Origin of the sequence: Pseudoxanthomonas spadix BD-a59, from assembly GCF_000233915.3 — a bacterium.
In the GTDB taxonomy this organism is placed as follows: Bacteria; Pseudomonadota; Gammaproteobacteria; order Xanthomonadales; family Xanthomonadaceae; genus Pseudoxanthomonas_A; species Pseudoxanthomonas_A spadix.
In genome coordinates, this window is the sequence record NC_016147.2 from 3175915 (window position 1) to 3187532 (window position 11618).

Annotated in this window: 13 protein-coding genes; 2 read left to right on the plus strand and 11 right to left on the minus strand. The window is 69.3% G+C overall.

From position 1 onward, the window contains the following. Positions 1 to 184: 184 nt before the first annotated feature. The 10 genes from DSC_RS16335 to DSC_RS14370 all read right to left on the minus strand — a co-directional run bounded on the left by DSC_RS16335 (position 185) and on the right by DSC_RS14370 (position 8885). A complete protein-coding gene (locus DSC_RS16335) occupies positions 185 to 379 on the minus strand; it encodes a tautomerase family protein (RefSeq protein WP_014161918.1) in 195 nt (64 codons plus the stop codon). Between the two features lie 63 nt (positions 380 to 442). Beyond that, positions 443 to 1471: an anthranilate phosphoribosyltransferase gene (gene trpD / locus DSC_RS14330; RefSeq protein ID WP_014161919.1), complete on the minus strand. Its 1029-nt coding sequence runs from the start codon at positions 1469 to 1471 to the stop codon at positions 443 to 445. 89 nt (positions 1472 to 1560) lie between these two features. After that, positions 1561 to 2139: an anthranilate synthase component II gene (locus DSC_RS14335; protein WP_014161920.1), complete on the minus strand. Its 579-nt coding sequence runs from the start codon at positions 2137 to 2139 to the stop codon at positions 1561 to 1563. 2 nt (positions 2140 to 2141) lie between these two features. After that, positions 2142 to 3224 (minus strand): threonine aldolase family protein, encoded by a 1083-nt coding sequence (locus DSC_RS14340; RefSeq protein WP_014161921.1) that lies wholly within the window; start codon positions 3222 to 3224, stop codon positions 2142 to 2144. Beyond that, positions 3224 to 4699: an anthranilate synthase component I gene (gene trpE, locus DSC_RS14345; protein WP_014161922.1), complete on the minus strand. Its 1476-nt coding sequence runs from the start codon at positions 4697 to 4699 to the stop codon at positions 3224 to 3226. The genes DSC_RS14340 and trpE overlap by 1 nt, the downstream gene beginning before the upstream one ends. A 367-nt stretch (positions 4700 to 5066) precedes the next feature. Beyond that, positions 5067 to 5993 (minus strand): lipid kinase YegS, encoded by a 927-nt coding sequence (gene yegS / locus DSC_RS14350; protein WP_014161923.1) that lies wholly within the window; start codon positions 5991 to 5993, stop codon positions 5067 to 5069. Between the two features lie 178 nt (positions 5994 to 6171). Beyond that, positions 6172 to 7329 carry a lactonase family protein gene (locus tag DSC_RS14355; protein WP_014161924.1) on the minus strand — a complete coding sequence of 386 codons (1158 nt, stop codon included), beginning with the start codon at positions 7327 to 7329 and terminating at the stop codon, positions 6172 to 6174. Between the two features lie 35 nt (positions 7330 to 7364). Further along, positions 7365 to 7844, minus strand: coding sequence for a GNAT family N-acetyltransferase (locus DSC_RS14360; RefSeq protein ID WP_014161925.1), 480 nt, complete (start codon positions 7842 to 7844; stop codon positions 7365 to 7367). Beyond that, positions 7841 to 8512, minus strand: a complete 672-nt coding sequence (rpe, locus tag DSC_RS14365) for a ribulose-phosphate 3-epimerase (RefSeq protein ID WP_014161926.1) — start codon at positions 8510 to 8512, stop codon at positions 7841 to 7843. Before rpe ends, DSC_RS14360 begins: the two co-directional genes overlap by 4 nt. A gap of 31 nt (positions 8513 to 8543) precedes the next feature. Beyond that, positions 8544 to 8885, minus strand: a complete 342-nt coding sequence (locus DSC_RS14370) for a J domain-containing protein (RefSeq protein WP_014161927.1) — start codon at positions 8883 to 8885, stop codon at positions 8544 to 8546. Between the two features lie 185 nt (positions 8886 to 9070). Here DSC_RS14370 and DSC_RS14375 point away from each other — a divergent pair, with 185 nt between their 5' ends. Continuing rightward, complete coding sequence (locus tag DSC_RS14375; protein ID WP_014161928.1) at positions 9071 to 10012, plus strand: phosphoribosylaminoimidazolesuccinocarboxamide synthase; 942 nt, start codon at positions 9071 to 9073, stop codon at positions 10010 to 10012. A gap of 76 nt (positions 10013 to 10088) precedes the next feature. Further along, on the plus strand, positions 10089 to 10568 hold the full coding sequence (locus DSC_RS14380) for an Mpo1 family 2-hydroxy fatty acid dioxygenase (RefSeq protein ID WP_014161929.1): 480 nt from the start codon (positions 10089 to 10091) through the stop codon (positions 10566 to 10568). Positions 10569 to 10635: 67 nt separating this feature from the next. Here DSC_RS14380 and DSC_RS14385 read toward each other — a convergent pair whose 3' ends face one another. Beyond that, on the minus strand, positions 10636 to 11568 hold the full coding sequence (locus DSC_RS14385; protein WP_043291455.1) for an SDR family oxidoreductase: 933 nt from the start codon (positions 11566 to 11568) through the stop codon (positions 10636 to 10638). Positions 11569 to 11618 lie beyond the last annotated feature (50 nt).

The window sequence follows — 11618 nt, forward strand, 5'->3', positions numbered from 1 at the left end:
TAAACCGTTAAGTACAATATTCACGCGTGATTACGACGGGCGGGCGGACACTCAACCCGTACTCGCTGGAGATCTTCCGCGAATACAGCCGACGAAGCGCCTCTCTCCCGCATCGCCGCGCGTGAAGCCCGGCCTCTCCCCAGGTCGGGCTTTTTTTTGGTGCTCCTCAATCGAGCCTGGCTCGTCAGTCTCCTGGCGGATCGCTCTTGAGCCGTTCTCCGACAGCAAATCGGGTTGGCGGGACCTCAGTCACCATCACCCGTACGGTGTGTATTGGCGCGTCGAGGGTTTCCGAAGCGACCCGCGCCACTTGGCGGATGAACTGCTGAATCTTTTCTTCGGCCCGCCCTTCGACGAGTGTGACCTGGATGATGGGCATGACAGTCCTCAGGTGAGCTCAACGCCGCGTGTTTCCGGCAGGAACAGCAGCGGGGGCCCACGCTCATGCCAGCGCGCGGGTGAAATCCACGTACTGGCGCAGCCTGGCCGCGGCGCTGCCGTCGGCGATCACCGCCCGCGCGCGTGCGATGCCGGCGGCGATCGAGTCGCTGATGCCGGCCACGTACAGCGCGGCGCCGGCATTGAAGACGACGATATCCAGCGCAGGGCCTGGCTGGCCGGCCAGCACCGCGTGCAGGATCGCGATGGATTGCGCGGGGCTTTCGACCTTGAGGTTGCGGCTGGCCGACATGGCGATGCCGAAATCCTCCGGATGCAGTTCGTATTCGCGGACCTGGCCGTCGCGCAGTTCGCCGACCAGGGTGCCGGCGCCCAGTGACAGCTCGTCCATGCCATCGCGGCCCCAGACCACCAGCGCCCGCTGCGCGCCGAGTTCGTGCAGCACCCGCGCCTGGATGCCGACCAGGTCCGGATGGAACACGCCCATCAGGATGTTCGGCGAACCGGCCGGATTGGTCAGCGGCCCGAGGATGTTGAAGAGGGTGCGCACGCCCATCTCGCGCCGCACCGGCGCGACCACCTTCATCGCCGGGTGGTGGAGCGGGGCGAACATGAAGCCGATGCCGGTGCTGGCCAGGGCCGCGGCCACCTGTTCGGGCTGCAGCTCGATCTTCGCGCCCAGGGCTTCCAAGGCATCGGCGCTGCCGGATCTGGACGAGACGCTGCGGTTGCCGTGCTTGGCCACCTTCGCCCCGGCCGCGGCGGCCACGAACATCGCGCAGGTGGAGATGTTGAAGGTCTGCGACCCATCGCCACCGGTGCCGACGATGTCGACCATGTGGGTGCGATCGGCCACCTCCACCGGGCGCGAGAACTCGCGCATCACCTTGGCCGCGCCGGCGATCTCGCCGACGGTTTCCTTCTTGACCCGCAGCCCGGTGAGGATGGCCGCGGTCATGACCGGAGAAATCTCGCCGCGCATGATCTGGCGCATCAGCTCGACCATCTCGTCGTGGAAGATCTCGCGGTGTTCGATGGTGCGCTGCAGGGCTTGTTGTGGGGTGATGGACACGTTCTGGGCCTTCTCGTAGGAGCGTCCCGGGGGCGCGCGCCTTTGATGCTTCGGGTGAAAGTTCGCGCCCGTCGGGCGCTGCTGCGGAATTATTTTTCCAGGAAGTTCTTCAGCAACGCATGGCCGTGCTGGGTGAGGATGGATTCGGGATGGAACTGCACGCCTTCCACCGGAAATTCGCGGTGGCGCAGGCCCATGATCGCTTCCATCGAGCCGTCCTCGTGCTCGGTCCAGGCGGTGACTTCCAATGCATCGGGCAGGCTGGCCTTGTCCACCACCAGCGAGTGGTAGCGCGTGGCTTCGTAGCGGTCCGGCAGGCCGGCGAACACACCGCGGCCTTGATGCCGGATCGGCGAGACCTTGCCGTGCATGATGCGGCCGGCGCGGATCACCTGGCCGCCATAGACCTGGCCGATGCTCTGGTGGCCCAGGCACACGCCCAGGATCGGCGTGGTCGCGCCCAGGCGCTGGATCAGTTCCAGCGACACGCCGGCCTCGTTGGGCGTGCACGGACCGGGCGAGATCACGATGCGCTGCGGCGCCTTCTGCGCGATCTCATCCACGCTCAGCGCATCGTTGCGCACCACCTCGACCTCGGCCCCCAGCGCCTGCAGGTACTGCACGAGGTTGTAGGTGAAGCTGTCGTAGTTATCGATCATCAGCAGCATGGTCAGGATCCTGTTGCCGATCGCGGCGGGTCGTGGCGGAAAAGCCCGGTGATGCAGGACAGCAACCCGTCCACCGCCTCCTGGCCGGTGGCCCACGAGCACACCAGGCGGATCACCGCAGCGCTGTCGTCGTAAGGCGACCAGCGCTCGAAGCTGGTGAAACCGGCCAAGGCCTGGATCTGGGCGTGGGTCAGGATCGGGAACACCTGGTTGCTCGGCGAGTCGATCAGCAGCGGCACCCCGGCCGCCTTGAGCCCGTCCTGCAGGCGCTGGGCCATGGCATTGGCATGGGCGGCCAGTTCGAAGAAAAGCTCATCCTCGAACAACGCCTCGAACTGTGCACCGACCACCATGCCCTTGGCCAGCATCGCCCCGCGCTGCTTGATCAGGTAACGCAGGTCCGGCTGCAGCGATCGTTCCACGACCACCAGCGCCTCGCCCAGCAGCGCGCCGTTCTTGGTCCCGCCGATGTAGAAGGCATGGGTCAGCGCGGCGATATCGGCCAGGCTCAGGTCGTTGCCGGCGGCGGTCAGCGCGCAGCCGATGCGCGCCCCGTCCAGGTACAGCAGCAGGCCGGCCTGGTCGCACAGCGCGCGCAGGGCCTGCAGTTCGGCCTTGCGGTAGATGGTGCCCAGCTCGGTGGTGTTGGACACGTACACCAGGCGCGGCTTGACCATGTGTTCGCTGGTGTTTTCGGCCAGCAGCGCACGCACGCCATCGGGGGTGAGCTTGCCATCCACGTGCGGGGTGACCAGCACCTTGTGCCCGGTGGCCTCGATGGCGCCGGTCTCGTGGGTGGCGATATGGCCGCTGTTGGCCGCGATCACCGCCTCGTGGGGACGCAGGAAGGCGCTGATCGCCAGCAGGTTGGTCTGGGTTCCGCCGGCCAGCAGATGCACCTGCGCCTGCGGCTGGCCGCAGCGCGCCAGGATCAATTCGGCCGCGCGCACGCTGTGCGCGTCCAGGCCGTAGCCGGTGTGCTGCGCGGCACTGGCCCGCACCAGCGCCTGCAGCAGGCGCGGATGCGCGCCTTCGCTGTAGTCGTTGCGGAAGGAGGCCAGGGCCTGCATCGGAGCGGCGCCCATCACAGGCCCCTGGCCGCCTGGGCCACGGCGCGGAACAGGGCGCGGCCCTTGTTCATGGTTTCCTCCCACTCCGCGTCCGGATCCGAATCGTAGACCACGCCGCCGCCGGCCTGCACGTACAGGTAGCCACCCTGGATCACCGCGGTGCGGATGGCGATGGCGGTATCGGCATCGCCATGCCAGCCGATGTAGCCCACCGCCCCGGAATACACGTTGCGCCGCACCGGCTCCAGCTCGCCGATGATCTCCAGCGCGCGGATCTTGGGCGCGCCGCTGACCGTGCCGGCCGGGAAGGTGGCACGCAGCACGTCGGCATAGCTCAGCCCGGCCTTGAGCCTGCCGGTGACCTCGCTGACGATGTGCATGACGTGGCTGTAGCGCTCGATCACGAACTGCTCGCCCACTTCGACCGTGCCCGGCTCGGCCACCCGGCCCACGTCGTTGCGGCCCAGGTCGATCAGCATCACGTGCTCGGCCCGTTCCTTGGGATCGGCCAGCAATTCGGCTTCCAGGGCCAGGTCTTCCTCCGGGGTGGCGCCGCGGCGGCGGGTGCCGGCGATCGGGCGCACGGTGACCACCCCGCCCTGCAGGCGCGCCAGGATCTCCGGCGAGGAACCCACCACCTGGGTGCCGCCGACATCGACGAAGTACATGTATGGCGAGGGATTGAGCGCCCGCAGCGCGCGGTATACATCGATCGGTCGGGCCCGGAACGGCACCCGCAGGCGCTGGCTGGGCACGACCTGGAAGATGTCGCCGGCGCGCACGTATTCCTGCGCCTTGCGCACCACCGCGTGGTACTGCTCACGGGTGAAGGACGAATGGAAATCGGCCTCGTCGATGGCATCGGACACCTGCGCCTGCGGGTAGCCCACCCCGCCCTGGCGCAGGCGGTGGGCCAGCTCGTCCAGGCGCCGGTTGGCACGGGCCCAGGCCTGCGGCTGCGCGGGATCGGCATGCACGATCAGGTACAGCCGGCCCTTGAGGTTGTCGAACACCGCCAGCTCTTCGGACAGCATCAGCAGGATGTCCGGCGTGCCCAGTTCGTCGGGCTTGTCGCCGGCGGCCAGGCGCGGCTCGATGTAGCCGATGCACTCGAAGCCGAACCAGCCCACCAGCCCGCCGGTGAACCCGGGCAGCCCCTCGAAGCGGGGCACCGAATAGCTGGCACGCAGGCGTTCGACCTCGGCCAGCGGGTCCTCCAGCTGGCGCGTTTGCACCACCTGACCGTACTCGCACACCTCCAGGGTATGGCCGCGCACGCTGTAGATGCGCCGCGCCGGCAGGCCGATGATGGAATAGCGGCCGAAGCGTTCGCCGCCTTCGACTGATTCGAACAGGTAGGTGTAGGGACCGTCGGCGAGCTTCAGGTAGACCGACAGCGGCGTGTCCAGGTCGGACAGCACTTCACGGACGACGGGGATGCGGGTGTGGCCTTCAGCGGCGTGGCGCTGGAACTGCTCTGCGGTGATCAAGACGGCTTCCCTTGCGGAACTCGGTGGCGGCGGTTTGGACGACGGCGGCAGGCCACCATCGCCACGCGCGGCGAGCGGAAAGGGAGCTAAGCGGGGTCGTCGGGACGGGCACGGCCGGTACTTTACCGCAACCCGACAGGGGCGCAACGACGGCCCCTGGGGCGGGCGCGCCGGAAGCAAGCAGGCCGCGCGTGGCGCGCGAGCGGCCGCCTCCATGCCCGACCGGCACGTTTCGATCGATTGACCATGACCTGGCTGGACACGGCCGACGACGAGCGCGCGCAGCGTGGTGGGCACTGCAGGGCCACCGCCCCACGGCGCCCCTGGCCGCCGTGGGCCACGGCCAGCGGCAGGCCGCCGAGTCGATTCAACCCAACAGCGGGCAGCCGGGCGGCAGGTGCATGCGCAGGCGGCCGGGCACGCAGTCGATGCGGAACTGGTGCGCCGTGGTCGGTTCGCCGTCCAGGTTCAGGGTGATCGGCAGATCGGCCTGGATCTCCACCCACGGCAGCCGGCGACGCACGGCCACCTGCTCCAGCGCGGCGCGCTTGCCGCCGGTGATCAGCGCGCCCAGGGTGGCGGCGACCGTGCCGGTGAGTTCGGGGATGATGGTCAGGTCCAGCAGGCCATCATCGATCTGCGCGTCCGGGCACAGCGCCTGGCCGCCGCCGGCCTGGCGGCCATTGCCCAGGCCCAGGGCGATGAAGGCGCCTTCCCAGCCGAAGTCAGGCCCGCTGAAGCGCGCGTGCTGCGGCTCCACCCGGCCCAGCCGGGCCAGGCCGGTGACCAGGTAGGCCAGGCCGCCGAGCACACGCTTCATGGCTTCGTCGGTCTCCACCGTGACCTGGGTGCCGAAGCCGCCGGTGGTCAGGTTGGCGCACCAGTGCCGGCCGTGCGCGGCGGTGACCTTGAGCAGGTCGATGCGGCGCGGCTGGCCGTCGCGGGCCACGGCCAACGCGGCATCGGGCGCCAGCGGCAGGCCCGCGGCGGTGGCGAAATCATTGGCCGTGCCCAGCGGCAGCAGTGCCAGCGTCGGCAGCGCATCGGCGTCCTCCTCGCGCCCGGCCAGCGCGCTGGCCACCTCGCTCAGGGTGCCATCGCCACCGCCGGCGATCACGGTGTCCACGCCATCGGCGATCGCCTCGGCCACATAGCGGCCGGCATCGCCGCCCTCCCAGGTCACCCGCACGTCCAGCTGCACGCCTTGCCTGCGCATGGCGGCCACCGCTTCGCGCACCGCTTCGTTGCCGGCGGACTTGCCGTTGAGGATCAGGCGCCAGTGAGGCTGGGACATGGACTTCGCGCAGGACCGGGCGCGGCAGGCTAGCAGCTGCCGATGACGGCCGCTGTCATGTTTTGGTCAGATTGGACAGGTAGCGTGGAAGGCCATAGCAGGGACGACGGAGGGAGGCAGGATCAGCCTCCAGCATTCATCCAGGGCCGCACCGGTATCGACACCGTTGCGGCCTTTTTCATGGCCGCAGGAACTTCAGGTCCGACGGCGCGGCCACCTCGACGGTCTGCAGGGTCTTGCCGAGCCGGCCGGTGGCCGGATCGCGCGCGATCACCACGATCCGGTCGTCGCCCTGCGCGGCCACCAGCACGAAGCGACCGGTCGGGTCGATGGCAAACTCGCGTGGCAGGCGGCCCTCGGTGGCGCGGCGCTGGAGCGGCTTCAAGCCGCCATCGGCGGTGACCGCGAAGGCGACCAGATGGTTGTCGGTGCCGCGGTTGATCGCATAGAGAAACCGGCCATCGGCCGACAGATGCAGCGCGCCGCCGCCGTTGTCACCGGCAAAGCCGGGCGCGAACAGATTCACCAGCGTGCGCAGCGCCAGGGTGCCGTCGGTGGCGACATCGAGCACGGCCACCTGCCCGGCCATTTCCAGGGTCAGATAGGCATGCCTTCCCTCCACATCGAACACCAGATGCCGCGGCCCGCTGCCCGGCGGCAGGGCCAGGAACGGCGTCTTGGCCGGCTGCAACGGCTGCTCGGCGTTAGCCTGCGGCGCATAGCGATAGGCATAGACGCGATCGCCGCCCAGGTCGGCGACGTAGGCGGTCTTGCCATCGGGCGCGAAATTGACCGAATGGATGTGCGCCGAACGCTGCCGTTCCCTGTCCACATGGCTGGCCTGGTAGCTGGACAGCTGGGTCACCGGTTGCAGCGCGCCATCGCTGGCGATGGGCAGCACCGCCAGGGTGCCACCGGGATCGGCGGCGACCGAGTAGTTGGCCACCAGCAGGTAGCGCCCGTCCGGGCTGAGGCTGGCATGGGTGGGATGCTGGCCCAGGGTGGAGACCTGGTTGCGCAGCGTCAGCCGGTGCTGTCCATCCAGGCTGAGCGCGCTGGCGCGGCCGACCGGATCGCGCGCACCGGGCCCGTTCTCGTTGACCGCATAGACGTGGCTCTGCTCGGGGCAGACCACCAGCCAGGACGGATTGTCCAGGCGCAGCTGCTGCCAGGGCCTGGCATCGAGCCTGCCGCTGGCCGTGTCGAACCTGTAGGCGTACAGGCCCGGGCGCTCGCCTTGCGTGTAGGAGCCCACCAGCAGGTCGACCGAGCCGGCGCTTGCGGCCAGCGGCAAGGCGGTCATCGCCAGCGCCGTGAACTTGAACAAATCCAGCATGCACACGCTCCGTGGATCGCAAACACGCGCCGCTGCTAGCCGCGCGCGAAATCGGCCAGCGCCTGGCCGTCCATGCGGTAGACCGTCCATTGGTCCATCGGCCTGGCACCGGCGGCGCGATAGAAGTCGATCGCCGGCTGATTCCAGTCCAGCACCGACCACTCGAAACGGCCGCAACCCTGCTCCACCGCCAGCCGGGCCAGGTAGCGCAGCAGCGCCAGGCCCGCGCCCTGGCCGCGCGCGTGCGGGCGCACGAACAGATCTTCCAGATAGAGGCCGTTGCGGCCCAGCCAGGTCGAGTAGTTGAAGAAATACACCGCAAAGCCCACCGCCACCCCGTCCTGCTCGCAGATCACGGCGTGCGCGGTGGCACCTTCGTCAAACAGGCTGCGGGCCAGGTCGGCTTCGCTGGCCTTGACCGCGTCGGGCTCGCGTTCGTACTCGGCCAGCGCCTGGATCAGCTCGCGCAGCAGCGGCACATCGGCGCGGGTGGCCGGGCGGATCTGCAGGCTCATCGGGCGCCGGCCACGGCTGCGCGCATGTCCGCAATCACCCGGCCATAGTCGGGCGCGTTGAAGATCGCTGATCCTGCGACGAAGGCGTCGGCCCCGGCCGCGGCGATCTGGCCGATGTTGTCGACCTTCACCCCGCCGTCGATTTCCAGGTGGATCTGGCGCCCGGACGCATCGATCTTGCGCCGCACCACGCGCAGCTTGTCCAGCGCCGAGGAGATGAACTCCTGGCCGCCGAAGCCCGGGTTGACCGACATCAGCAGCACCAGGTCGACCTGGTCCAGGACCCAATCCAAAATGTCCACCGGCGTGGCCGGGTTGAGCACCACCCCGGCCTTGCAGCCATGCGACTTGATCAGCTGCACGGTGCGGTGCACGTGGCGGCTGGCCTCGGGATGGAAGCTGATCACGCTGGCGCCGGCCTGGGCGAAGTCCGGAATGATCCGGTCCACCGGCTCGACCATCAGGTGCACGTCGATCGGCGCGCTCACCCCGTGCTTGCGCAGCGCCTGGCAGACCATCGGGCCGATGGTCAGGTTGGGCACGTAGTGGTTGTCCATCACGTCGAAGTGGATCCAGTCGGCGCCGGCGGCCAGCACGGCGTCCACTTCGGCACCCAGGCGGGCGAAGTCGGCCGACAGGATGGACGGGGAAATGATGCAGTTCGGCATGGGCGGGCTCGAGGGTCAGGGGAAAGGACGGTCAGGCCGCGCGCTTGCGGCGCAGGGCCTTGATCCGGTCGTAGGCGGCATTGAGCTCGCGGGCGCGGGTTTCGGCGCGGGCGCGCAACTCGGGCGCAGCGCCGTCCATGCGGTCCGGGTGGTACTGGGAAATGAGCCGGCGGTAGGCCTGGTCGACTTCGGCATCGGACGCGTCGCGGGTCAGGTCGAAGGCCCGGTACGGGTTGTCCCTGGCCAGCCGGAACCAGTCGCGGTCCAAGGCGTGGCCCAGCAGCAGGCCGGCCAGGGCGCCGAACACCGGATTGGGCCGGAACAGCAGCGCCCCGGCGATGCCGCCCAACAGCTTTCCATACCAGCGGTTCATCGGATTCGGCCTGCCTGCGGTGGGGGATGTGTGCGCATTTTACGGCACCTTCGCAGGCCGCCCCGGGCACGCTCCCAAACCCGCGCGGGCGCGTACACTACGCGGCCCGCCGCCGCCAGCCGGCGTGCCGGCGTGCCACGCGCGCGGGTCCATCGCGAGCCAGCGCGTCACCTCAGGAGTGCCAAGTGCCCACCACGCTGTTGCAAGCCGATCTTCCCGGTCTGAACCTGCGCCACCGCGGCAAGGTCCGCGACGTCTTCGAGATCCCACGCGGGCGCCTGCCCGCCGACGCACAGCCCGGCGCGGCCTCCAATGGGGACTACCTGCTGATCGTGGCCACCGACCGCCTGAGCGCATTCGATGTGGTCCTGCCCGATCCGATCCCGGGCAAGGGCGAGATGCTGTGCCAGATCTCCAACTTCTGGTTCGACAGGACCGCCCACCTGATGCCCAACCACCTGACCGGCATCGAGGTGGCCAGCGTCCTGCCCGAAGGCGTGGACCCGGCCCTGTATGCCAGGCGCGCGGTGGTGGCCAAGCGGCTCAAGCCGGTGCCGGTGGAGGCCATCGCCCGCGGCTACCTGATCGGCAGCGGCTGGAAGGATTACCAGCGCACCGGCAAGGTCAGCGGGATCGTCTTGCCCGATGGCCTGCAGCAGGCCCAGCAGCTGCCCGAACCGATCTTCACCCCCTCGACCAAGGCCGCGGTAGGCGAGCACGACCAGAACATCGACTTCGATGCGATGGTCCGCAGCGTCGGCGGCGAGCTGGCCGAGCGGGTCCGCGATGCGACCCTGCGCCTGTATGCCTTCGCCGCCGAATACGCGGCCGCGCGCGGGATCCTGCTGGCCGATACCAAGTTCGAGTTCGGCACCGATGCCGATGGCCGCCTGTACATCATGGACGAGATGCTCACACCCGATTCCTCGCGCTACTGGCCAGCCGACCAATACCGGGTCGGCAGCAGCCCGCCCAGCTACGACAAGCAGATCGTGCGCGACTACCTGGAGACGCTGGACTGGGACAAGACCGCGCCCGGCCCGGTGCTGCCGGCCGAAGTGATCGAGCGCACCCGCGCCCGCTACGCCGAAGTCCTGCACAAGCTGGCCGGCATCACGATCGACTGATGCATCGGGCAGGCACCGCCATGCCGGCACCCGCCAACGACCTGCTTGAATGCGAACGCATCCTCGGGAGGGATCGATGAACGCACCTGCCGCCCGCACGATCGAGGACTGGTTTGCCAGCTATTCGCGTGACCATCGCGACCCGGTCAACCAGGCCATCCATGCGGTGGCGGTGCCGGCGATCCTGTGGTCGGTGGTGGCCTTGCTGTGGTGCATCCCCACCCAGGCCAGCTGGTTGCGCAACGGGGTGTGGGCGGGGCTGGCGATGTTTGCCGCGTGGAGCTTCTACAACCGTCTCTCGCGCCGGCTCGGCTACGGCATGTTCGTGGTGTTCTTTTTCATGGGCTGCCTGTGCCGGCTGGTGGTCCAGCGCGCGGGGCTCGAGGCGTTGCTGTGGAGCGCGGTGGGCGTCTTGGTGCCGGCGTGGATCGCGCAGTTGATCGGCCATCGGATCGAAGGCCGCAAGCCGAGCTTCTTCACCGACACCGTCTACCTGCTGATCGGCCCGCTCTGGGTGCTGGCCAAGTTCTATCGCAGCATGGGTTGGCGGTATTAGCCACCTCCTGCGTCCTTGGGTGATGCCGGACCCTTTGTCGGGGGGGGCCGCATGGGCGCGAGAGGCTTTACCGGGAACGCCCCATCGCGGGCATGGCCGGCGCCTGCCCCAGCATCGCCGCGGTCGGCGCAAAGCCGCGCGGGGCGTAGCCGAAGTGGCGGTGAGCAGGCGACGCATCGAACACCAGATCCTGGCCCATCCGCGCCACGGCCGCGGCATTGAGTGCGCGAGCGATCCCCAGCCGCTGGGCCACGCCCACGGCGAGCTTGAACAGCGGTGCCGGCAGTTCCAGCAGGCGCGCCGGCGGGGACATTGCCGCCAGCGTGCGCGCGACCATCTCGCGATAGGCCAGCGTCTCGCCGCCGGGCAGCGCGTAGGCCTGGCCGAAGGTGGCTTCAACCTCGAGCACCGCGATGGCCGCATCGGCCAGATCCTCCACGTGCACCGGCTGCCGCAGCCCGTCGGCCCCGCGTGGCAGCGGGAATAGGCCGAAGCGGCGAGCCAGCGCCGCGATCCGGGTCAGCGAAGCATCGCGGCCGGCACCGTAGACCAGCGTCGGCCGCAACAAGGTGGCCTGCGCCCCGTGCGCCGCTGCATGCGCGAACACCGCTTGCTCGGCCGCGGCCAGGCGCGCGGCCAGGTCGCGCTCATGGGCATCGGCCGATGCCTGCTTGGTGCCCAGGCTGGTCGAGCCGAAGGCGACCACGCGCCGGCTGTGCACCGCGCCGCGCGCATACCAGTGCGCGAACGCATCCAGCGGCCCGGCGCTGAAGATCGCATCGGCGCTGCCCGGCAGCACCGGCATGTGCTGCAGGTCGCCGTGCAGCCACGCCACCCCGTCGCGCGCCGGCTGCGCCCGCCGCGAAATCGCCAACACCTGCCAGCCCTGCGCGCGCAGGCGCGTCAGCAGCGCCTGGCCGATCTGACCGGTGCCGCCCAGCAGCAGTGCGGTGCGCGGCGGGCGGTGACAGGCGGCAGTGGAATCGACGGTCTCTGGCATCGCACCAGCATAGGCCACCGGCACTGCGCCGCCGGGCATGACCGGCTGGT

Excerpts from the sequence above, each read along its gene's own strand:
- DSC_RS16335 (WP_014161918.1), bottom strand. The coding sequence starts at position 379 with ATGCCCATCATCCAGGTCACACTCGTCGAAGGGCGGGCCGAAGAAAAG.
- DSC_RS14335 (WP_014161920.1), bottom strand. The coding sequence starts at position 2,139 with ATGCTGCTGATGATCGATAACTACGACAGCTTCACCTACAACCTCGTG.
- DSC_RS14340 (WP_014161921.1), bottom strand. The coding sequence starts at position 3,224 with ATGGGCGCCGCTCCGATGCAGGCCCTGGCCTCCTTCCGCAACGACTAC.
- yegS (WP_014161923.1), bottom strand. The coding sequence starts at position 5,993 with ATGTCCCAGCCTCACTGGCGCCTGATCCTCAACGGCAAGTCCGCCGGC.
- DSC_RS14355 (WP_014161924.1), bottom strand. The coding sequence starts at position 7,329 with ATGCTGGATTTGTTCAAGTTCACGGCGCTGGCGATGACCGCCTTGCCG.
- DSC_RS14360 (WP_014161925.1), bottom strand. The coding sequence starts at position 7,844 with ATGAGCCTGCAGATCCGCCCGGCCACCCGCGCCGATGTGCCGCTGCTG.
- rpe (WP_014161926.1), bottom strand. The coding sequence starts at position 8,512 with ATGCCGAACTGCATCATTTCCCCGTCCATCCTGTCGGCCGACTTCGCC.
- DSC_RS14370 (WP_014161927.1), bottom strand. The coding sequence starts at position 8,885 with ATGAACCGCTGGTATGGAAAGCTGTTGGGCGGCATCGCCGGGGCGCTG.
- DSC_RS14380 (WP_014161929.1), top strand. The coding sequence starts at position 10,089 with ATGAACGCACCTGCCGCCCGCACGATCGAGGACTGGTTTGCCAGCTAT.
- DSC_RS14385 (WP_043291455.1), bottom strand. The coding sequence starts at position 11,568 with ATGCCAGAGACCGTCGATTCCACTGCCGCCTGTCACCGCCCGCCGCGC.